The organism is Janthinobacterium sp. 13 (assembly GCF_002749695.1).
Lineage (GTDB): Bacteria > Pseudomonadota > Gammaproteobacteria > Burkholderiales > Burkholderiaceae_D > Janthinobacterium > Janthinobacterium kumbetense.
In genome coordinates, this window is the sequence record NZ_PEEQ01000001.1 from 899,309 (window position 1) to 921,799 (window position 22,491).

The following is a 22,491-nucleotide window of genomic DNA, read 5'->3' on the forward strand; positions in this document are numbered from 1 at the left end:
GCTTACAGGCTCCGGACGTTCTGGATGCCCTGCTGCTGCAGGATCGCCGCCATATTCGTCTTAGCGACATCATTGGCAAAGGCGCTGTCGCGGAACACGCAAGTAACCTCACCGACCGGTGCGAGCTCCTGGTACCACCTGACAATACCTTCGCTCAGTTCCTCCACGTCAGTGGCGGCAATATCCTCGGCTAGGCAAGCCAGAAGCACGCCGGCACCCACTGCATGAACGGACTTGCCTGCTATAGTCAGTTGTTTAATCGGGACGCAAAGGTCGAGACCCAGCTTAAGTAGCAGTTCGTAGAGCAAGTCTTGCTCGGTACGGCCGGGCAGAAGGTGCTCTTGGTGCTCAAACAGTGCTTGAACAATGTCCATTGGCTGTGGTGTCCATGCCTGGATATTGGAAGCATCCAGTCTAAAAACGCGAAAGCCCATCTCGCTAGGAAACATAGGAGCATTTGCTCGCAACTTGATAGCAGCCCGACGCAAACGATCCTTCGTCAACTCAGATATATTCAGCGGCTTACTTTGACTGAGGCAAAATCTAGCGGCCTCCTTTTGGTCCTTATTATCGGGGTCTAACGGCTCGGGCAATTGAACTAAAACAAAGCGACGGCTGCCGCTATCTTCCAGATTTTGAGCCCATACGGCATGCCCCATAGTGCCGGAGCCAGCAAAGAAGTCCATTACAATATCCTCACCCGACGTAACGAGTGAACAAATCCGCTTCAACAATTTGGTTGGTTTCGGGGTTTGAAAATATGCTCCACCATCAAAGAGTTCTTTTAATTCAAGACTCGCCTCTTTGTTCGACCCAAATTTATCGTGGACCCACCACGTACTCGGAGTAAGCCCATCCTCCATCTCAGAAAGAAATTTCTTGAGCATCGGACGCCCTTCGCCAGACAGTCCGAAAGTAATTCGACCGTCAGCTAGCCACTCTTTATACTGCCGCTCGTTGCACCGCCAGTAGCGCCCTGGCGGTGGACTAAACTTCGTTCCTGTGGGACCGACAATTTCAAATTGGCCAGCTGCATAGTATTTGCCGGCCGATAGATTTTCAGCCTTCCATACTCCCCTCGGGTCATCGTCTGAATTGCGGAACTTGGCAATCTGGTCCTCAGTTCTCTCAAACTTTCCAACCTCGGCGAATTCAATGTTCTTCGCATACACCACAATATGATCGTGCGTGTTCGAGATAAATTTCGCCGTCATATTTGCCGTGTAGGCCTTTTCCCAGACAATATTCCCTACAAAATTTTCCTCTCCAAAAATCTCCGACATCATTGCTCGAAGATGATGAACTTCGGTGTCGTCGATACTCACAAAGATGAGCCCATCATCCCTCATCAAGTTTCGTGCCAACTTCAGCCGCGGGTACATCATGCTCAGCCAATCCGTATGATATCGTCCACTAGCATCACTATTCGTAGATAACTTTGCGCCGTTTTCAGCCTGACCAGTTAACTCTAGGTAGTTCTTAATGCTGCTATGAAAGTTATCCGGGTACACGAAGTCCTTACCGGTGTTGTACGGCGGATCAATATAAATGAGCTTGACTTTGCCCGCATAGCTCTTCTGCAACAGCTTGAGTACCTCCAGGTTGTCGCCCTCAATCATGAGGTTCTGGGTAGTGTCCCAATCTATACTCTCTTCCGGGCATGGGCGCAGCGTGCCGGTGCTCGGCATCAACGCCAGTTGACGCGCCCGGCGTTTGCCATGCCAGTTCAAACTGTACTTCTCATCGGCATCAGTGACCGTGGCGTCACCTACGAGGGCCTTCAGCACATCCAAGTTAATGGTTGCACCCTTGGAGCTTTCGGTGAGAAGCTCCGGAAAAAGCGCCTTGAGTTGGGCGATGTTGCTAACCACCAAGTCTGCGGACTGGGCTTCTGGCGAGGTGACGTCTATCTTCTGCATGGTCATAATTTGTTGTTCTTGGTTCAGTTCTGAGGCGAGCCGGGCATTGTATACCTCTGATCGGGATGGTTTTCCATTTCCGGAATGGTGTAGGCTAGCAGGCCCTCAGCCACCATGGGGCTAAGATGGTTACGGACGAGCTTCTTCGCGTCTTGTCGGCCCAGTGCTGCGGCTATTTCTCGCGAACTCAGTGGACACCATTGGCACAGAGCCAAAATAAGTTGACGGACCTCCTTCTGGCGGGGTTTGACGCCTGCTTGGGCAATTTGGACCCGGATAGGCTCCGGGATAGGCACCAGAGACTGGTGCCCAAATTCAGAGGGGGTGGTGCCCAAACTGTCGTTGGGCACCAGTTCGGTGGTGCCCCGGGCCGCCAGCGCCTCAAACATCGGTCCTGGGAGGTAATAGGTGCGACTCCCACTGCCCTTCATGGCCAACAATGCAAGATCGCGAAGCCTCCGCAGGTGGGTCGATGCGTTCAACGTGTCAGTCCTGTTGATCGCGCGGTAGGCAGCGTTATCAATGGCTCCAACCTCCCTGGCGAAGACAAGCGCACGTGCCTCTTCGTCACTCAGGGCCTCAGTCGTCAATCGTCGCAGCCATACGATGTCATCTTTACCCAGGAAGTGATGGAACAAGAAAGTAGCCACGAACTGGTCGGGCCTACGAGTGGACTCAAAGGTTGGAGGCAGTAGGTCGTGCTGAACCATCAGTTCTCGCATAGCACGGATGCCGCTGCCCTTGGTTTCCGCAACGTTCACCTCGTGGAGCACCGCAGCAATACGTGGGTTCCGCGTCTCGCTGCCCGGCTCCCCAAGTTGCTCCTCGGCCTTGATCGAGTGCCCTGGATTGCGGACCTCAAGTCGGTTGGAATACCGAATAATCTGGATGGCGCCGTGAATGCGGTAGCTACGATGCATCACCGCGTTGACGATAGCCTCACGAATCACTCGCAGTGGCAACGTCGGGTCGTCTTCACGCTCGATGGCCCCTTCTGGCAGCGAGAAGCTCTGGAGCAGTTCGTCGCGCACAGCATTGGTAGCCCGCCGAATGGCAGTCAGCAGTGGCGCACGTATCTCCATGGTGTCGAAACGATGTGAAGGGTCCTCAACCCACTGCCGGCCAGGCACGCGAATGTAATCAATTCGCATCATGGGGAAACACCTGCGTAATGCCTGCGCAGAACCGAACAAGAGCAGCCCAGCCACTGTCGGCTTGAGCTGATCGCCTTGTTTCATTAGTGCACCGAGCGAGCGCAGCAGGTCATGATCATTCCAGGTGAGCTCCTCAGCGCTAGGATTGATCTTGGACCGTTGTCGCCGGTAATCCTCGACCGCGCTAGTGTCGATATCGCTCAGGTCCGTGTCCGCCAAAACGGCCCCATCGAACGTGTCGGTCTGGTGCCCAGCGTAAAGCGTGATCAGGTCGTCCTCACTGCCTTCCTGGTCCGTCGATCCGACACGCCTGAAGGCTCCTCGCGGCAAGCCAAGATTGCTTATGTAGATAGGCTTGTCGGTCGGTGCAACTTCTGGCACATAAACGGCAATTACTGTCTTACCGTGGATAGCCTCGACAGATACGCGGGGACGTAAAGGCCGGTTGAACACACAGGCGCACTGGCTGGCCAAGTCCGACTGTAACTTGTCGGGATTGCTTACGCCGACGACCTCATATGCCGTGCCAAATAAATCATTTGGGTCCCGTACCACTCCCAGCAGCAGGTAGCCGCCACCCAGCCCAGGTTCGTTGGCAAAAGCACAGACCGTTTCCATGATTGAGCGGTCTATTTGGGTACATTGCTTGGCCTCTATCCGATGAGACTCATCGATGGCCTGCAGCTCCTGCAGCAAGTCCTCCGCACTGCGGTTTGCGTCGTTCATTGTCAAAGTTCTTCCTTGGCGGCGAGCAGCCCCATCTGCACTTTTTGCAGGGCCAGATTGTATTCCACGCGTTTCGCCATCTGGCTTTCCTTGGCAGCCAGGGCCCGCAAGCGGGCGGCCTCCTGCTCAAGAAGCTGATGTTCCCGCAAGGCGGCCCGTCGCGAAGCGGCTTGATCTGGCGTTACGGCGACAACAAAGTGACCAGTCACTCTCGCCGCCTGAGCAGCGATCAGCGTGTCGATCCAACCCTGGTAAAAAGCCATCAGGTGCTGGTGGGGCTGGCAATCGACGGCCAGGGCTGCAAGCAACCCGTCCGGTACCGGCTCTTCTTCTCCCAGAACCAGCCTTATCAGCTCGCCATCCAGCACGACCTTACCCGCCTCGTTCTGAGCAGCGCGCTTATGCGCCAAGCTCAGCTCCACCAAATCTGGGGTAAGGATGAGCAACAGAACCGGATAAGGTACAGCACGATGAACGAGCTCACTTAGTCGCTCACGCTGAGCACCCGAAGCATGGCTAGCACGAAGCTCCACGGCGAGTACCGCCAGCTCCAGGTATTCTCTCGCCTCATCGCACCACGCCGGCACTGCCACCGTGGTGGGCTTGAGCGCTGCCAGCCAATGGGCCTCGGCAATGCCATCGGTCAGCAGCCGGCGGTCGGTGGCTGTCGCACCACCATGCTCCGCCAGCATCTTTTTAGGCACGCGCTGGTCCACCCTGCAACTCGCCGGCAGGGCAAGGGACGCCACGATGGCGTCGTGCAGGGTGCGCGCGGAGTCGCTCAAGTAGAACCTCCTTGTGGAGACAAACCACTTGGCAAAATGACCATGAACGCCAGCACCTCGAAATCGTTCGCGCCAGCGAACTCACCTTTCATGGCATGGGTTCCCCCCGGTGAGAAGAGACTGGCCACTGCACGCTCTTCTGCTTTACCCACCACCGAGGCAATGGCCGCCGCCAGCAACTTCTGTGCGTGGCGCATATCGTCACCCTGACGGGTCTGTCGGTCGAACCGGGCGCAAGCACCGTCATCAGGAAGTTCACGGCCTAAGGCTACACGCTTGAGCCTGTCCATGATGCGCTTGGCCTGCGGGTAAGGCAGTAGAACCGCGCCGTCATCGCCGACGTGCACCAGGTAGATCGGTGCAAGCGGATAGTCCGACGCTTCGCCCTTGGCAGCTGCTGCACCCTCAGCGCGAAGGCAGAAGACGATACCTGCGGGAATGTCGGCATCAATGGTGGAGGTCACAGCGTAGGTGCCAAGAGGCGTCTCTTCCAGTAGACCGGGATGCTCCTTCATGAACTGCGCAAGGTCAATGCGGAAGTCCGTTAGAGTGAGGTCGGTGATGGAGACACCACTTGAAAGGTCTTCGATGTCAATTACGGTGTCCTGAAGCTTCAGCAGCTGCTTGCGCCGGTACTCCAGGTCATTCATCGGATTGCCCGACTGTTGCTCGATCAGGTTTTCTTCCCCAGTGGCCGACACATCCAGCAACACCATGCGGCCGCTCACACGCTGCTCTAATCCAATGTACTCCTCCAGCTCCATGTTGGGCCAGAAGTTGACGAGTTGAACGCTCTGATTGGGCGATCCGATGCGGTCCACCCGCCCGAATCGCTGGATAATACGAACCGGGTTCCAGTGGATGTCGTAATTGATGAGCCAGTCGCAGTCCTGCAGATTCTGGCCTTCGGAGATGCAATCGGTGGCGATCAGCAGCTCGATTTCCCCCTCTTCCGCCAGCTCGGCTGGACGTTCCTTGGAACGGGGAGCGAAAGCGGAAAGAACGCTGCTCATGCTTTTGCGCAGGCCAGGTAGCGTAGACTGGATACCCGCCGTGCCGGTCACAAGACCGGAGTCAAGTCCCAACGTCTGCTTGGCCCACGGCGCAAGCTGAGCGTATAGGTACTCCGCCGTATCGGAGAACGCGGTAAAGATGATGACCTTGCGGTTGGCCCGGCCACCTACTTGGTTAATGGGCTCACGGCACTTTCGCTCGATCACCTCACGCAGCCTGGCCAGCTTGGCATCGCGGGTCGCGTCCACCTGCTGTGCTGCTTTCAACAGATTATCCAGCCGGTTGCGATCTTCGATGAGGTCCTGCTTCCATCGATGCAGGTCCACGTCGCTAAGCAGGACCTTAACCTTGCGGCCGACCAGCAACTGCTCGAAAGCAGGATCGTCGATGTCGACGTCCGAGATCTCCAACTCTTCCATTTCGCCTGCGTCTGCCGCGTGCTCTTCGATACGGGTCAGCGTGGTCTCGACATCCTTGAGCTGTCGCTGGATGGTGAGCGCAAACGAGGAGACAGCGCTCTCCATGCGCTTGAGCACGTTGACGCGCAGCAGGTGAATCAAGCTCTCTTCACGGTCAGCCTGCCGGAATATGCTCTCGCCGCCACGGATTTCCGTGCTGTACTTGGCGTCGTAGGCATCCGCTTTGTGGGGCAACACGTAGCGCATAGGAGCATAGCTGGCAAGGTTTAGGCGACGAATCTCCAGGTTGATTTCGCGGATCGCCCGGAACTGCCCGGCAGTATCAACGTCAGCCTTAATGTTGATTGGCGTGAGACGCTCTGGAAACCGGCCGGTCTCCTCTGTGCCGTAATACCGTTCGATGTGTTTCCTCGAACGAGCTATGGTCAGATGGTCGAGCAGAGTGAAGTAGTCGAAGCCCAGCATTTCGACCAAGCGGCCGGGATTGCGCTCCTCCTCAGGCAGGTCCAGCCAGCGGTTGAACTGTATCTGTGCTTTGCGGGTCGTCTGCTCGATACTGTCAATGCCATGGTCCTGCAGCGCCGTGTCATCGCCCTCGGTGGCGAAGGCGATCTGGTTGCGCAAGTCGGACAGCCGGTTGTTGACAGGGGTGGCAGAGAGCATCAATACCCGGGTCTTAACCCCCTCGCGGATGATCTTACGCATCAGTCGGTGATAGCGGGTCTCGGAGCCCTGCTTGGGTGATTTCTTATTGCGGAAGTTGTGCGACTCGTCGATTACGACCAAGTCGTAATTACCCCAATTTACGTGCGCGAGGTCGATGTCACCGGACTGGCCACCGTCGCGCGATAGGTCGGTATGGTTCAGGACGTCATAGTTGAGCCTGTCGGCGGCCAAGATATTGCGGCGGTCGTTGGCTTTGTAAAGCGTCCAGTTGTCGCGCAAGCGCTTTGGAGCCAGCACCAGCACACGGTCGTTCCGCAGCTCGTGATACTTGATAATGGCCAAGGCCTCGAAGGTCTTACCAAGACCCACGCTGTCCGCGATGATGCAGCCACCAAATCGAGCCAGCTTGTCGATAGCCCCCACGACGCCATCACGCTGGAATTTGAAGAGCTTTTTCCAGATGATGGTATTGCGAATGCCAGTAGCAGCTTTGACAATGCGGTCCTCGTCCAGTGCCTCGTCACGGTTGCCTAACAGGTGGTGCAGGATCAATGCATACACCTCGAACGGAGGGCGATGCGCCGCCATACCCTTCAGAGCTTCAATCAAGCTCTGGATGCCGTCAGGCTGAGACCGCAGCATACTCCACTGCTGGTTAAACCAACGCGCCAGTGTGCGGGCCTCGTCGCGCGACTCCGAGGCCTGGATCAGGTTCAATGGGTTGCCCGGAGCCAATCCCAAGCCTTCAGAGCTTAAAGCGAACGACCCCAGCACCGCCTGATCCGGCTCATCACTAGCGCCTGTCAGTACAGCGGCACCTTGGGGAACTCGGCCATGCACGCGGCGCACCTCTGCCTTCTGCGCCAACCACTGAGCGCACTGGTTCGCCAACCATCGAGCCTGCAGACGATTCCGTTGGGCGCGATCCCCCTCCCCACCAAGAAGCTCTAACGAGTCATTGTCAGCAGGCAGGACGAGCTGGACTTGCTCCAGTCCATTTAGAGCTTCGCGCAGCTCGGCAAATGCATGTAGCGAAAACGAAGGCGTGATACAGCCCAGCCTGCTGCCGGGCGCCAGATGCGGCAGCAGCAGATCAATCACGCGGTCTGAGCCGCTGTTTTGCACCAGCTTCATGAACTTCCCCTTTTTGTTGGACGGCTACCTGATCCCATCCTCTGACTCAGGCAGCCCTGAAGCTGCCTGAGCGTCGATCCAACGGTCGATGTCTGCTCGCTTGAAACGCCAAGACGTTCCCACCTTAAACCCGGGCAACTTGCGATCCACGGCCAGTCGATAGACGGTACGTTGGTTCACGCGCAGGTAGTCTGCGACTTCCTTCACGGTCATAACACTGTCAGTCGTAGTTTTCATGGCAAAAAAGACAGCAATCAGGTGGAAAGCTAGTGCAAGGGAGTACAACAGAGAGCAGAATATCATAGTCCCTCAGCCGGCCATGCCATCTGCCCGACGAGTGTCACTCAATTAAGTCAGATCGCCGTTCGCCGTGACCCAAGACGCGTCCATGACCCGATTGTCTACTTCGGCGCCTTGCGTCTGAAAATCCGCGACGAGGGCACGGTCAAGAATAAGGCAGCCTACCTGGCGCTGGGCATCCGAGCCGACGGTCGCAAGGAAGTGCTGGGATTGTGGATCGAGCAGACCGAGGGCGCCAAGCTCTGGTTGAAGGTATTTAACGAGCTCAAGAACCGTGGACTGGACGATATCTTGATCGCAGTCATTGACGGACTACGCGGCTTCCCTGAGGCCATTGAGGCGGTGTATCCGCAGGCACAGATCCAGACCTGCATCGTGCACCTGATTCGTAATTTGACCACGCTGGCAGCCTGAAAGGACCGTAAGGAACTGGCGGCGTCTCTGATGCCCATCTAGCAGGCCGCCAATACCGATCTGGCAGCGGCGGCGCTGGACAAATTTGAGGCGGAGCCGTGGGGCAAGAAATTCCCGACGGTGGCGGCCATGTGGCGGCGCCAGTGGCAACAAGTGATTCCATTCTTCGCCCACCCGCCGGAGGTACGCACCATCATCTACACCACGAACGCCATCGAGAGCTTGCATATGCGCCTGCGAAAGATCGTCAAGAATCCTGGTCATTTCCCCAGCGATGAGGCGGTGACCAAGCTGCTGTTCCTGGCCTTGCGTAATATCGAAAAAGATTGGAAGATGCCGCAGCGGACTTGGAAGCTGGCGGCCAATCAGTTTGCCATCATGTTTGGCGAACGCTTCACAAACGCGATTAACTAAAACCCGGCCCCGCACACACAGAATTTCTTATACGTCCAAAATGAATGCTACTTCATGTCGTCATGACTAACGCCACAAGTGGTGTACTTTCCACCTATCGAGGCGTTCTCGACGATTAGACCCCAGCACCCCAACCGCTGTCGGGATTGCGTCCCTTCAGGCATCCTTCACACGTTGAGCACGAAGTGCGAATAAGCAGGTGTGAAGTTAGCTAGCCGGCCCGCCGGTTAGCTAACTTCACCTATCCTGCCCCGCTTCGCGCAGCGACTGAACCACTAAAATCGTCGGACGCGACGTCGACCAAACCCCTTTTTTGGCACGGTTGAAAGCAAATAAGGCCTTATAAGGCCTTATATGTGCCATATCTGCTTTCAACCGTGGCATTTCAGGCTTCAACCGTGTCAGATTTGTGGTTCAACCGTGCCAGATTTGTGGTTTAACCGTGCATGTTCCGCACGACATGAGGACGATTAAATACCATGAAGAATCCTGTGCAGAACAACTGCGTGCCTTGCTCAAACGCCACCATCAGCGAAGCGCGGCCAGAATTTCGTCGCATTTCTGGACTTCAGCGACGATACCTGCACCAACGATCAACTGGTGACGCCAGGACGGCGATCCGGTCTGCGCCATTGCCGTCGTGCTGGCACCGATCCTGCCTCACCGTTGAAGAGAAACACGTCCCAAGTGACTCCTTCCTCCACGCCAGAGTACCTTGGCGCGCCAACGCTCAACGAGGCGCGCTTCAGCCGCCTGCCTGAAGTGTCGGCAAGCAGCGGAAAATAGCGTAGCCGGATTTAAGCAAGCTTCAAGGAAGCCACCTTCCTGGCCTCCGCAAGACTCCAGGAACGCTTGCCGGCCTGGTTCAGGAGCGCATGGCGGCACGGGATGCGGACAGTGGCTGCAAGGCGCCTGAACACGCATGCCAGTCCTCAGCCCGCGCAAGGATACTCCATGGGGCATGCCATCACACGACAGACGGTGCGGGATTGGTGCAAAAGTCAGACCATGCCTGCATCAGCACGATACGCTTGTCGAACAAGTCGCCGCGCCGGTAGGCAGCTTCCACCCTGTCCGGCAAGCGGTGCGCCAGCGCATGCTCGCATACCTCACGTGAAAAGGCATTGGCTGCCGCCTCGGCGCACCAATCACGGAAGGAAGAACGGAAACCGTGCACGGTGATGTCCTCAAACTGCATGCGGCGCAAGACTGCCGTCAAACTCATGTCCGACAACTGCGTGCCACGCTTGCGGCCTGAAAAGATGATGTCTCCCTGACGCGGCACTGCGCGCAGCAGCGCAAGCGCCCCACCAGAGAGCGGCACGCGATGCTCCTTGCCTGCCTTCATACGCTGCGCTGGAATCGTCCACAGCGCCGCCTCCAGGTCAATCTCCTGCCAACGCGCACCCCTGACCTCTCCTGAGCGCGCAGCCGTCAGGATGGCAAACGCCAGCGCCCTGGCAGCAATCCCTTCCTGACACGATAAGGCGGCCATGAATCTGCCAATCTCTTGCCACGGCAGGGCCGGCCGGTTTTTTACTGGAGAAACCTTGTTCGGATTGGCCAGCAGATTTTCCAGATGGCCTTTCCAGCGCGCCGGATTTTCTCCCTGACGAAAGCCACTGACCGTTGCCCAGTCGAGTATGCATTCGATTCTGCCGCGTATGCGCGTTGCCGTCTCCGTCTTTGACAACCAGATTGCATCGAGCACCTTGACGACCAGGTCGGTGTCGATCGCCGCGACAGGCAACGCCCCCACCAATGGGAACACATAAGCGGCCAGGGTGTTTTCCCACTGCGCCACATGTTTGGCATTTCTCCAGCCGTGCCGATGCGCCGCGATATAGGATGCCGCGCACTGCTCAAAGGTCATTTGACGCGCACGCGCCAGCATCCCTGCCTGCTATTGCTGGCGGCGCACTGCCAGCGGGTCACGCCCTTCACTCAGCAGCAAACGGCATTGCCGGGCCTTTTTGCGTGCCTCGACCAGATCGACTGCCAGACAAGAACCCAGTCCCATTTCGTGACGCCTGCCAGCTACGCTGTAACGAAACAGCCAACTCCTGGCGCCAGCGCCGGATACTTGCAGCACCAGGCCGCCGCCATCTCCGTAATACCCTGGCTCCCTGGCGCGACCTACGGCCAGCGCCGACAGCTTGTTCATCCTGATTGTCATGCCCCCACTCCCGCATTGCGAGAACCCGTACTAATTTTAGCGCGCGATCAAGCGCGTGCTGGCAACGACACTTGATCCCGCGCAAGGTCAGTTGCGGCAACAGGCGGGACATAACAGGATCGGTGACGTACGCTTGAAGGCAGCGCACACAGCCATTCCTCCCCCCCAGCCTACCCCCCAGCAGATGCAGGATTGACGCGGCAGGCAGCGGACGCTGGCGGATGGATTTACGTGGTTTCTCCTATGAGGAGCGGAAATGAAAAAACCCGCCGAAGCGGGTTTTTAGAAATACTGGCGGAGACGGTGGGATTCGAACCCACGATACAGGTATAAGCCGTATGCATCCTTAGCAGGGATGTGCCTTCGGCCACTCGGCCACGTCTCCTAGCTGATTACTCAACTATGTCTCTGTAGCTAACTGCGCTGCAGCGACGAACGTCATAATATCGATTGCCCCCCCTTTGGTCAAGGGCGTGGGGCAATATTTTTGGATATTTAAGCTTTTTCCAGCTCGAACGCTTTATGCAGCGCGCGCACGGCCAGTTCCATGTACTTTTCATCGATCAGCACGGAGATCTTGATCTCGGAAGTGGAGATCATCATGATGTTGATGCCCTCTTCCGACAAGGTCCGGAACATTTGCGATGCGACGCCGACATGGCTGCGCATGCCCACGCCGACGACGGACAGTTTCGACACTTTCGCGTCGCCCGTGATGCTGGCCGCGCCCAGCGATTCGCGGTTCGCTTCCAGCACGGCCAGCGCGCGCGTGTATTCGCCGCGCGAGACGGTGAAGGTGAAGTCCGTTTTACCGTCTACCGACTGATTCTGTATGATCATGTCGACTTCGATGTTCGCGTCCGCCACCGGTCCCAGGATGTGGTACGCCACGCCTGGGCGGTCGGGCACGCCGAGCACGGTGATTTTGGCTTCATCGCGGTTGAAGGCGATGCCGGAGATGACTGCTTGTTCCATGTTTGTATCTTCCTCAAACGAAATCAGGGTGCCTGAATTGGCTTCTATTTCCAGCGGCAACATCGGGTCGGTCAGCGACGACAGCACGCGCGTGGGAACGCGGTAGTTGCCGGCAAATTCCACCGAGCGCGTCTGCAGCACTTTGGAACCCAGCGAAGCCAGTTCCAGCATTTCTTCAAAGGTGATGGTCTTCAGGCGGCGCGCCTCGGAGACCACGCGCGGGTCGGTCGTGTAGACGCCGTCGACGTCCGTGAAGATCAGGCATTCGGCCGCCTGCATGGCGGCGGCGATCGCCACGGCCGAGGTGTCCGAACCGCCGCGGCCCAGGGTCGCGATGTTGTCGTGTTCGTCGACGCCCTGGAAACCGGTAATGATGACAATCTTGCCTGCATCGAGGTCGCGTTTGACTTTTTCGTCATCGATCGACTGGATGCGTGCCTTGGTAAAGGCGGAATCGGTCTTGATCGCGACTTGCCAGCCAGCATAGGATACGGCTTGTTTGCCGATCGCCAGCAGTGCCATCGACAATAGGCCGACGGACACTTGTTCGCCTGTCGAGGCGATCATGTCAAGTTCACGGGGATCGGGTTGATCCATGATTTCCTTGGCCAGTCCAATCAGGCGGTTGGTTTCGCCCGACATGGCGGATGGCACCACCACGATTTGATGCCCGGCGTCGTGCCACTTGGCAACGCGCTTGGCGACATTCTTGATACGGTCAGTCGAGCCCATCGACGTACCGCCATATTTGTGGACGATTAAAGCCATAAGAGTGAAGTTTCCGCTCAAGAAGAATAAAAAAGGAGGGCTTTACTCTACATGCCGCAATGCAAAATAACAAGCTAAAAAGCGCATTAGCTCATACCGATTGCGTATATGGAAATAACCAATCCATGCAGTCCAGCTGGCTTGAGCAGCCGCTTGGCAGCCACCCCGGGAGTGGCCGTGGCGGCTGCCCTTACGCTCAGCAGGAGACCCAGCGCAAGGCCACGCGGGGACGATCCAGCAGGCTCAGGCAATGGCAATCGAGGCCAATACCAGCCGCGAACAGCAATTGTTGCGCCGCACAGACAAGGGGCAGGCGTTCGCGCTCCCAGGCGGGCACGTCAAACGCCTGGTAATGGTATTTCAAGCTCTTGGTGGGACGGTTCAAGGCCAGTTTCAAGCGCTCGCCACCCTGGCGGAAATCGATCGTCAAGGTTTGAGATTGCAACCAGGCAATATCGATACCCTGGCCGCCCTCTTCCACCGCATCGAAATGCAGCACGCCGCCATACGCGGGAAAGGCCAGGCTGGCCTCGCCTTTCCATGCAAACTCCTGGCCGGCTTTTTCCAGGCCAGGAATGCCCGCATCGTCACGCTCGCGCATGCCGGCCAGGTCATCGAGCTTCGGCGTCAGGTACAGACGGTCGCGGTGGCGCCGCACGTGGCATTCGGGATGCGTGACCAGCAATTGCGCATCGGGCCGCGCCTCCAGCAGCTGCGCCAGCATTTCCGCCAGCCACGCCGTCGACGGCATGCGCAAGCCGCGCGTGCCGAACCAGTGGCGCAGCAGGTTGTAGCAGCGGTCCGCGCTCAGCGCGCGCAATTTCGCCAGCTCGATGCAGTCGCCGTCGAGACAGGCGGCCAGGTCCTGCGTCGCCAGTTCCGTCAACAGGCGCTGCGCCGATTGCGCGTGCTGGGCGCTGCGGGCGAAGCGCTCCTGGAAACCGGGAAACGCCTGCGCCAGCACGGGCATCACCTGGTGCCGCAAGGCATTGCGGGCAAAGCGGGGATCGTCATTCGACTCATCGTGGATATGCGCAATCGCATGTTTCGCCACGTACGCCTCCAGTTGCCTGCGCGACACGGGCAGCAGCGGACGCGCCATCACCAGGTCAGGATTGCCCAGCAGCTCGGGCGCGCTGTTGGCGCCATCCATGCCGGACAAGCCCGCCGTGCCGGAGCCGCGCAGCAATTGCAGCAACACCGTTTCCGCCTGGTCATCCTGGTGGTGCGCCGTCAGCAGCAGGCGCACGCCGTGCGCGGCGCACAGCTCGCCCAGGGCCGCGTAACGGCGCTTGCGGGCCGCCTCTTCCGTGCCCGTTTTCGCATTCTTTTCCAGCGTGACCTTGCGTGCCTCGAAGGCGATGCCCATGCCGGCGCACAACTGCCCACAGTGCGCCAGCCACGCATCCGCGTTCGGGCTCAGGCCATGGTGCACGTGGAAGGCGTGCAGGGCCACGCCGTGCTCTTGCGCCCAGGCATGCGCCAGGTGCAGCAGGGCCGAGGAATCGAGGCCGCCGCTGAGGGCGATGCCGACCGCTTCGCCGGCTTGCGGTCCGCAAGTTACCAGCGCGCTGGCGAAGATGTCGGCGACGGTGGCGTTTTGTTGCTTTTTCATAAGACTCCTGGAATGCAAAGAGGGACAGGTGGCCAAACGAGTGATGTCGCTTGGCTGCCTGTCCCTGGTGTTCTTGCTGCCGGCCTGCGCCGGCGATGGTTTACTCGCTCGGCGTGGTTTCCTTGAACTTGCCGTAGCTCAGCAGTTTTTCATGGCGCGCGGCCAGCAAGTCCTTGGTTTTCATGCCGTGGAACTGGCGCAGGGTGTCGGCCAGTGCGCGTTTCAGCAAGGTCGCCATCTGTTTCGGATCGCGGTGGGCGCCGCCCAGCGGTTCGTTGATGATCTTGTCGATCAGGCCCATGGCTTTCAGGCGGTGCGCCGTCAGGCCCAGCGCTTCGGCCGCATCGGAGGCGCGCTCGGCGCTCTTCCACAGGATCGAGGCGCAGCCTTCCGGCGAGATCACGGCATAGGTCGAGTATTGCAGCATCAGCACGGCATCGCCCACGGCGATGGCCAGCGCGCCGCCGGAACCGCCTTCACCGATGATGGTGGCGATCAGCGGCACCTTGAGTTCCGCCATCACGTACAGGTTGTGACCGATCGCTTCCGACTGGCCGCGCTCTTCCGCGTCGATGCCGGGGAAGGCGCCTGGCGTGTCGACGAAGGTAAAGATAGGCAAGTTGAACTTTTCAGCCACTTTCATCAGGCGCATGGCCTTGCGGTAGCCTTCCGGCTTCGGCATGCCGAAATTGCGCATGGCGCGCTCTTTCGTGTCGCGGCCCTTTTGATGGCCGATGACCATGCACGGCTGGCCGTTGAAGCGGGCCAGGCCGCCGACGACGGACAAATCGTCCGCGTAGCTGCGGTCGCCATGCAATTCGTGGAAATCGGTAAAGATTTCATTCACATAATCCATGGTGTAGGGGCGCTGCGGGTGGCGCGCGATCTGCGCCACTTGCCAAGGGGTCAGCTTGGCGTAGATATCCTTGGTCAGTTGCTGGCTCTTCTTGGCCAGGCGGTCGATCTCTTCCGAGATGTCGACGGCCGAATCGTCTTGCACGAAGCGCAACTCTTCGATCTTGGAATCGAGTTCCGCGATCGGCTGTTCAAAATTGAGGAAAGTCGTTTTAGTCATTGTACCTCCAGGTTTTACCGGCCACGGCGCCAGGGCGCGCGGCGTCATCTATGTTTATTTTACCGTACCGGCTGGTGCGCCGGGGGCTGTATCGGATGCGGCAGGGGCGGCTGCAGGGTCGAGACTGCGCCACAAATACCACGTCGCCACGGTGCGCCACGGTTCCCAATTGGCGGAAACTTCGCGCGCATCGCTGCGGGAAACTGGTTCGCCGGAGAAATAATTGACGCTGATGCCCTGGATCAAACCGGGGTCGTCGAGCGGCAAGACATTCGGCCGGAGCAGATTAAATATCAGAAACATCTCGGCTGTCCAGCGGCCGATGCCGCGGATTTGCACCAGTTCGGCGATGACGGCTTCGTCATCCATCTGGTCCCACTGACTCGCGTGCACGCGCTTGGCCTTGAAATGGTCGGCCAGGTCGAGGATGTATTCGGTCTTGCGTTTGGACAAACCGCAGGCGGACAGTTGCTCGGCGCCTGCCTTCAATACTTGCGAAGGCGTGCATTTCGGGCAAGCCAGCAGCAGTTTTTTCCAGGCAGCATCCGCCGCCTTGGGCGTGATCTGCTGCCCCACCAGCGAACGGGCCAGGGTGGTAAACGGGTCGCTATGGCCGACCAGGTGCAGGTCGCCAAATTGCGGGATGAGCTTTTTCATGATGCGGTCGCGCTTCATCAGCTCGATCTTCGCCTCTTCCCAGTAATGCGGCACCTGGATCACCTGCGCCGCCACCGGGGCTTCCCCGTTTTCCCTGGACGTTGGCATCATGCGCGGCGCCAGTTGGTCGAGCCGTCAGGCTTGTCTTCAAGAATGATGCCCGCAGCCAACAATTCGGCGCGGATCTTGTCGGACTGGGCAAAGTCGCGCGCCTTTTTCGCCGCGCTGCGCGCCGCGATGGCCGCTTCGATGCCGGCCGCCTCATCCTGGTCGCCGTCAGCGGCGCCGACGGTGGCTTGCAGGAATTGCTGCGGCGTGCGCTCGAGCAAGCCGAACACGCCCGCCAGCCCCTTCAATTGACGGGCCAGGGCGGGCGACTTGCTCTTGTTGACTTCCGTTGCCAGGTCGAACAGGGCGGCCACGGCCAGCGGCGTGTTGAAATCGTCATCCATCGCTTCGCGCACGCGCACGGCATGGGCTTCGCTCCAGTCGATGGCGCCCTCTTCCACCGCCACGTCGGCCAGCGCCGTGTACAAACGGGTCAGGGACAGGCGCGCGTCGTCGAGGTGCACGTCCGAGTAATTCAGGGGGCTGCGGTAGTGCGCGCGCAGGATGAAGAAGCGGATCACTTCGGCATCGAACTTTTGCAGCACTTCGCGGATGGTGAAGAAGTTGCCCAGCGATTTGGACATTTTTTCATTGTCCAGGCGCACGAAACCGTTATGTATCCAGTAATTGACGCTGGTATGGCCGAACGCGCCTTCGGATTGGGCGATCTCGTTTTCGTGGTGCGGGAATTGCAAGTCCGCGCCGCCGCCATGGATGTCGAATTGTTCACCGAGCAAGGCGCACGACATGGCCGAGCACTCGATATGCCAGCCCGGGCGGCCCTTGCCCCACTTCGAATCCCATTTGACTTCTTCCGGCTCCGACTCTTTCGACGACTTCCACAGCACGAAGTCGAGCGGATCGCGCTTGCCCGTGTTGACGTCGACACGCTCGCCCGCGCGCAGGTCGTCGAGCGACTTGCCCGACAGCTTGCCATAGTGGGGGAAATTGCGCACGGCATAGTTCACATCGCCATCCGCACCCTGGTAAGCCAAATCTTTGGCTTCCAGTTGTTCGATCAGGCGCAGCATCTGCGGCACGTATTCCGTGGCGCGCGGCGTGTAGTCGGGCGTCAAAATGCCCAGCGCGGCCGTGTCTTCATCCATGTACTGGGTGAAACGCGTCGTCAGCTGGGAAATCGTCTCGCCGTTTTCCACGGCGCGGCGGATGATCTTGTCGTCGATGTCCGTAATGTTGCGCACATAGGTGACGTCGAAGCCGGACGCCTTCAGCCAGCGGTAAATGACGTCGAACGCCATCATCATGCGCGCATGGCCGATATGGCAATAATCGTAGATGGTCATGCCGCACACGTACATGCGAACCTTGCCCGCTTCCATCGGGACGAATACCTGCTTCTCGCGAGCCAGGGTGTTGTAAATCTTTAGATTGCTCATCGTGCTTTGCAAGTGGAGCGGTCGCCAGCCTGGCAAAACGACAGACAGGCGCGGACACCGGGGGTGCCGCGCCACAGAACTGCCGTGTGCGCCGAAGACTGTACGACCCGCTATATTGTTGTTCTTGTTTGTTAGAATTAGGGCGTTAGCGGTCAAGTATAACATTGATAAAAACCATACTGGCCCGATATGAATCAGGTTTTTACGATGTTCAACCGAATTTTCACTTCTTTACAATTAAAGCAAGTTTAAAGAAAAATAACGATCAAGGACGCCTTCATGCAAGAAATCAAATCGAAACGCCTGTCTTTCCTGGCCCGCTTTTGCACCCTGTTTGCCGGCCTGACCCTGGGCAGTGCCGTCGTGGCAGCCGCTCCGGCGACCGCCGTCGACCCAACGCCGCACGTGGCCCTGAAAACCAGCATGGGCGAGATCGTGCTGGAACTGGACCAGGAAAAAGCACCGAAAAGCGTGGCCAATTTCCTGCAGTACGTCAACAGCGGTTACTACAAGGGCACCGTATTTCACCGCGTCATCGATGGCTTCATGATACAGGGCGGCGGCTTCGACAAGAACATGAAGCAGAAACCGACGAAAGCGCCCATCAAGAACGAAGCGCAGAACGGCTTGCAGAACGTGACCTACAGCATCGCCATGGCGCGCACGGGCGACCCGCATTCGGCCACCGCGCAATTCTTTATCAACGTCAACGACAACGGCCCGCTCGACTACCCTGGCCGCGACGGTTTCGGCTACACGGTGTTCGGCAAAGTCGTCAGCGGCATGGACGTGGTCGACAAGATCAAGGCCGTACCCGTGGCGGACAAGGGCCCGCACCAGAACGTGCCCGTCACCCCCGTGGTGATCGAATCGGCGACTTTACTCAAGACAGCGCCCGCAAAACTGTAAAATAGCGTTTTTGCGGCGCCCGCCTGCCTGGCGCCGCTGAATCAATTATTCATCCAATTTATTAAGGATCATCATGACCTCCGTTATCATCACCACCAATCTGGGCAAGATCACCGCTGAACTGGACGCCGAGAAAGCGCCGAAAACGGTTGCCAACTTCCTGGCCTACATGCAAGCCGGCCACTACGACAACACGATTTTCCACCGCGTCATCGACGGCTTCATGATCCAGGGCGGCGGTTTCGAGCCAGGCATGAAACAAAAGCCAGCCGACACCACCGTGGAAAACGAAGCCAAGAACGGCCTGAAAAACGATACCTACACGCTGGCCATGGCCCGCACGTCGGATCCGCACTCGGCATCGGCCCAGTTCTTCATCAACATCAAGAACAACAGCTTCCTCGACTACCCAGGCCAGGACGGCTGGGGCTACGCCGTGTTCGGTAAAGTCACCGACGGCAAGGAAGTCGTCGACGCCATCCGCGCCGTGAAAACCTCGCGCGCCGGCATGTTCGCCGATGTGCCAGTCACCGATGTCATCATCGAAAAAGTCGAAGCAGTTTAATTCGGCCACTGCACCATGACTAACAGGCATTGCAGCGTTTGCGCCTCTCCATGTACATCACTTTCTGGGAGCGTTGAACGATGACAATGCCTGCCGCACTCTTTATTTCCGACCTGCATCTGCAGAGCTCGCACCCGCGCACCAGCGCGGCGTTTCTTTCTTTCCTGGAACACCATGCGCAATATGCGCAAGCGCTGTATCTATTAGGCGACCTGTTCGAATACTGGGCTGGCGACGATGACCTGGAAGACCCGTTCAATGCGCGCATGACGGCCGCCATCCGCGCCGTCAGCGATGCGGGCGTGCACGTCTACTGGATCGCCGGCAACCGCGACTTTCTTGTCGGCTCCGGCTTTGCCGCCGCCGCCGGCGCCACCCTGCTCAGCGAACCGCACGTGGCCACGCTTGCCGGCCGGCGCATCGTCTTGCTGCATGGCGACGCCGAATGCACGAAAGACGTCCAATACATGGAGTTTCGCGCCATGGTGCGCCAGCCTGCCTGGCAAAAACAGTTTTTATCAATGCCGCTGGCGCAGCGCAAGGCGATCATCGACGGCTTGCGCAAAAGCAGCCGCGAGCACAATGGCGAAAAAACCATGGACATCATGGATGTCACGCCCGATGCCGTAGCACAAGTATTTGCCGAACACGCGAGCACCGTCATGATCCACGGCCATACGCACCGCCCCGCCCTGCATAAAGTTGACGAAACCTTGCGCTATGTCTTGCCCGACTGGGAATGCGACGTGACGCCGCCACAACAGCCACGCGGCGGCTGGATCGCCATCGATGCGCGCGGCAACATCACGCGCCATGACTTGAACGGCGACATCATCGACTAGGCAGTCGCCGACCACGTCACGGGCGTTTTTCCGATAGCCGAACCCGCCTGGCCTTGCTGCCATGGCAGCATGCATACTTATTACCACAGGCTGGATTTGCAGGCCAGGCTGATGAAGACACCAGCGTCGCCTGCGCGTCGTTACGCTTAAGGCAAAGGCGTCTGCACCACTGCCTGGGCCGTGAAGCCAAACAGGATTCCATTCCCGAAGGTAAGCATAGTGATGTCCGGATGGCCCCATGCCATGGTTGGCGTGGAAATGACGCCGGCCGTATCAATCTTGCGCAACCAGCCTTGGCCGCTCAGGTAAAGATTGTCGTTCGCATCGACAGCCAGGCTGGCGATGCCAGAAAAAGACAAGCCACCCGCGCCTGGCGGGCCATCGCCGCCGCTGCCCTTGTTCAAGGTCCCGGCAAAAACGCTGGCCTTGCCTGCACGGTCGACCTTGAGGACGACTTGATGAATATAGTCATCAAAATACAGATTGCCCTTGCTGTCAAAAACCAGGCTGTTCGGGTCTAAGTACGCCCAATTGAAATTCGTCTCGCCCAGCGAACGCATCATGGTTTCGAATGACAGGAACGCCGAGAACGTTCCTCCGGGAGCGCGGCGGAAGATGCCTTCGCGGCCCCAGCCCAGCCAAACCATATAGCCATCCTTGTCGATCGCCAGTTGATACTGCAAGGGTGTACCTGTGCCGGAAGGTAAAGCTTCTTGCGTGGATACCTGGCCATCCTTGCCGATCTTGCGCAAGTTGAATGCAGTGCCCGCAGCTGCCTTGTCGGCAAAGTACACAGCGCCATCCTTGTCGCAGACGATCGCAACAGGGTCATGCATGGTCGCGCTTGCGCGCGGCCCGTCATTGCTGCCCGCCTGGCCCGCAATACCCGCATAGACGCTGAAAGTGCCGTCCGGCGTCACACGGCGCAACACCTTGTTGGTCCTATCGAGCAGATAGACGTTGCCGGCAGGATCGCTGCACATGCCCGAGCCGCCCACGTTGCCCACGCGGGCCGCCCCTCCAACGCCTTCCGTCACGCCCGAACTGCCCGGCATGAAAGGCATGGTGGATAACGTCTTTGTCGTGTCAAACCTGTTCAGGCGGCGCTTGCTGACATCGTACACAATCATGCTGCCTGAAGGCTCCAGCAAGAGCGTACCGAGGCTCGTCCAGCCGGCGGATGCCCCCGCCGCATCGGTCACCGTCCCGCCCACCAACGTCGTCACATTGCCATCCGGTGTCACCCGGCGAAGCGAGGCGGCATCGGCCAACAGCACATTGCCGTCACGGTCGGCCACCATGCCGCGGATATTACGGAAGCCGGCGGCGGCGCCCTTGCCGTCTTCACTCACGCGCTTGTTGCCTCCGGCAACCACGATGGCCACGCCCTGCTGCCAACGGAACAGGCGGGTGCCAGCACCGTCACTGAAGTAAATGGCGCCGCTGGCATCGACGGCCAGTTGCGACGCGTAGATCAGCCCCCCCATGGCATCGACAAGCTTCTCGGTACGGACCAGGCCACCAGGCGTCACCCTGCGAATACCGGGAGCCGTCGAATCGGCAAGCAGGACATCGCCATTGCTATCCATGGTCATGCCGGTGATCCAGCCGAATTGCGCCTGCGCCCCCTGTCCATCGGCAACCACGGCTTCGGGACTTGACCAATTGCAGGCTGCGTTGCGCTGGCCCGCCACCGTGCTGACCACGCCAGCTGGCGTAATCTTGCGCAAGAGTGCATTGCAAATATCGAAGAGATACAGATTCTCTGCGCGGTCGATCGCCAGGAACGAAAAGCCATCACGCATGTGGAAAGTAGCGGCGGCAGCGACACCATCGTCCGCGCCCGCCTTGCCCGAAATGCCCGCATGCACGCTCAAGGCGCCGGCAGGCGTGACTTTATGGATGACTTGTCGCATGGCATCGGCGATGTAATAATTGCCAGCCTTATCTTGCACCATGCCGGACACATTCTGGATTTTCGCCTGCACGCCCGCCAGCACGACGGGCAGGCAACGCACGACGAGCGTATTGACGTCCGCATTGCCCACCGTCGCCGCCGCATTCGCATTCGCAATGATGCACCCCAGGCCTTCCGAGGTGCTGTCGATCTTGCCTTCATAGCTGGCGCCCGGCGCCAGTTTGCCCGCAAAACGGAATGCGCCGTTGGCCGTCACGGTCAATTTTTCCTCACCGCTTGCCAGCACCACTTGGGCGCCAGGCACCAGGCCGCTGACCGTGCCGCCCACCAGATAGCTTGGCGCCTCGGTCACCGGCACGGTGGGCGCCGTGGGTGCACCGGCATCGCCGGAACCGCCGCCGCAGGCGCTCAACAGCGCCAACAGGGCGGCGCCGCAACCGGCGCGTCTGAACAGGTTTTGTACTTCTCCAAAGCAATTTATCATTTCTGCTTTCATGGTTGTGGCGACGATGCACGCCAAAAGTTATCAAGTAGGATTTTC

16 protein-coding genes, 1 tRNA gene and 1 pseudogene are annotated in these 22,491 nt (G+C 58.8%); 4 read left to right on the forward strand and 14 right to left on the reverse strand.

Translation table 11 applies throughout. The features are described from left to right. Positions 1-2: 2 nt before the first annotated feature. The 5 genes from CLU94_RS03785 to mads1 are packed head-to-tail and all read right to left on the reverse strand — an operon-like array spanning position 3 to position 8,120. Positions 3-1,919 carry a site-specific DNA-methyltransferase gene (locus CLU94_RS03785; RefSeq protein ID WP_099668148.1) on the reverse strand — a complete coding sequence of 639 codons (1,917 nt, stop codon included), beginning with the start codon at positions 1,917-1,919 and terminating at the stop codon, positions 3-5. A gap of 23 nt (positions 1,920-1,942) precedes the next feature. Then, a complete protein-coding gene (locus CLU94_RS03790) occupies positions 1,943-3,799 on the reverse strand; it encodes an ATP-binding protein (RefSeq protein ID WP_099664676.1) in 1,857 nt (618 codons plus the stop codon). A 2-nt stretch (positions 3,800-3,801) separates the two neighbouring features. Continuing rightward, positions 3,802-4,584, reverse strand: coding sequence for a DUF4391 domain-containing protein (locus CLU94_RS03795; RefSeq protein ID WP_099664677.1), 783 nt, complete (start codon positions 4,582-4,584; stop codon positions 3,802-3,804). After that, positions 4,581-7,817 carry a helicase-related protein gene (locus tag CLU94_RS03800; RefSeq protein ID WP_099664678.1) on the reverse strand — a complete coding sequence of 1,079 codons (3,237 nt, stop codon included), beginning with the start codon at positions 7,815-7,817 and terminating at the stop codon, positions 4,581-4,583. Before CLU94_RS03800 ends, CLU94_RS03795 begins: the two co-directional genes overlap by 4 nt. 24 nt (positions 7,818-7,841) lie before the next feature. Beyond that, positions 7,842-8,120: a methylation-associated defense system helix-turn-helix domain-containing protein MAD1 gene (gene mads1 / locus CLU94_RS03805; protein ID WP_373609838.1), complete on the reverse strand. Its 279-nt coding sequence runs from the start codon at positions 8,118-8,120 to the stop codon at positions 7,842-7,844. Between the two features lie 90 nt (positions 8,121-8,210). Between mads1 and CLU94_RS03810 the strand changes: the two are divergent. Continuing rightward, a pseudogene (locus CLU94_RS03810) lies at positions 8,211-8,945 on the forward strand (IS256 family transposase); the annotation flags it as partial. Positions 8,946-9,912: 967 nt separating this feature from the next. On the opposite strand, the gene CLU94_RS03815 reads toward CLU94_RS03810, so the two are convergent. The 8 genes from CLU94_RS03815 to cysS all read right to left on the reverse strand — a co-directional run bounded on the left by CLU94_RS03815 (position 9,913) and on the right by cysS (position 17,716). Beyond that, positions 9,913-10,818: a tyrosine-type recombinase/integrase gene (locus CLU94_RS03815; protein WP_306558291.1), complete on the reverse strand. Its 906-nt coding sequence runs from the start codon at positions 10,816-10,818 to the stop codon at positions 9,913-9,915. A 30-nt stretch (positions 10,819-10,848) separates the two neighbouring features. Beyond that, positions 10,849-11,121: an Arm DNA-binding domain-containing protein gene (locus CLU94_RS28835; protein ID WP_306558292.1), complete on the reverse strand. Its 273-nt coding sequence runs from the start codon at positions 11,119-11,121 to the stop codon at positions 10,849-10,851. Between the two features lie 292 nt (positions 11,122-11,413). Further along, positions 11,414-11,506, reverse strand: a tRNA-Ser gene (locus CLU94_RS03820). Between the two features lie 110 nt (positions 11,507-11,616). Next, positions 11,617-12,864 (reverse strand): aspartate kinase, encoded by a 1,248-nt coding sequence (locus CLU94_RS03825; protein WP_099664679.1) that lies wholly within the window; start codon positions 12,862-12,864, stop codon positions 11,617-11,619. A 196-nt stretch (positions 12,865-13,060) separates the two neighbouring features. After that, entirely contained in the window at positions 13,061-14,479 is a 1,419-nt protein-coding gene (gene tilS, locus CLU94_RS03830) for a tRNA lysidine(34) synthetase TilS (protein ID WP_099664680.1), read from the reverse strand. A gap of 100 nt (positions 14,480-14,579) precedes the next feature. Continuing rightward, positions 14,580-15,554, reverse strand: a complete 975-nt coding sequence (locus CLU94_RS03835) for an acetyl-CoA carboxylase carboxyltransferase subunit alpha (RefSeq protein WP_034756951.1) — start codon at positions 15,552-15,554, stop codon at positions 14,580-14,582. 54 nt (positions 15,555-15,608) lie between these two features. Then, positions 15,609-16,322 carry a DNA-3-methyladenine glycosylase family protein gene (locus tag CLU94_RS03840; protein ID WP_369811602.1) on the reverse strand — a complete coding sequence of 238 codons (714 nt, stop codon included), beginning with the start codon at positions 16,320-16,322 and terminating at the stop codon, positions 15,609-15,611. After that, positions 16,319-17,716, reverse strand: coding sequence for a cysteine--tRNA ligase (gene cysS, locus CLU94_RS03845; RefSeq protein WP_099664681.1), 1,398 nt, complete (start codon positions 17,714-17,716; stop codon positions 16,319-16,321). The genes CLU94_RS03840 and cysS overlap by 4 nt, the downstream gene beginning before the upstream one ends. Before the next feature lie 279 nt (positions 17,717-17,995). Here cysS and CLU94_RS03850 point away from each other — a divergent pair, with 279 nt between their 5' ends. From CLU94_RS03850 to CLU94_RS03860, 3 genes are all read left to right on the forward strand, one after another. After that, positions 17,996-18,625, forward strand: a complete 630-nt coding sequence (locus CLU94_RS03850; RefSeq protein ID WP_099664682.1) for a peptidylprolyl isomerase — start codon at positions 17,996-17,998, stop codon at positions 18,623-18,625. 73 nt (positions 18,626-18,698) lie between these two features. Further along, on the forward strand, positions 18,699-19,190 hold the full coding sequence (locus CLU94_RS03855; RefSeq protein ID WP_070221314.1) for a peptidylprolyl isomerase: 492 nt from the start codon (positions 18,699-18,701) through the stop codon (positions 19,188-19,190). 86 nt (positions 19,191-19,276) lie between these two features. Further along, the gene (locus tag CLU94_RS03860) at positions 19,277-20,032 is read left to right on the forward strand and encodes a UDP-2,3-diacylglucosamine diphosphatase (protein ID WP_099664683.1); all 756 of its coding nucleotides are present in this window, start codon (positions 19,277-19,279) and stop codon (positions 20,030-20,032) included. 146 nt (positions 20,033-20,178) lie between these two features. Here CLU94_RS03860 and CLU94_RS03865 read toward each other — a convergent pair whose 3' ends face one another. Further along, positions 20,179-22,470, reverse strand: coding sequence for a hypothetical protein (locus tag CLU94_RS03865; RefSeq protein ID WP_143451338.1), 2,292 nt, complete (start codon positions 22,468-22,470; stop codon positions 20,179-20,181). Positions 22,471-22,491 lie beyond the last annotated feature (21 nt).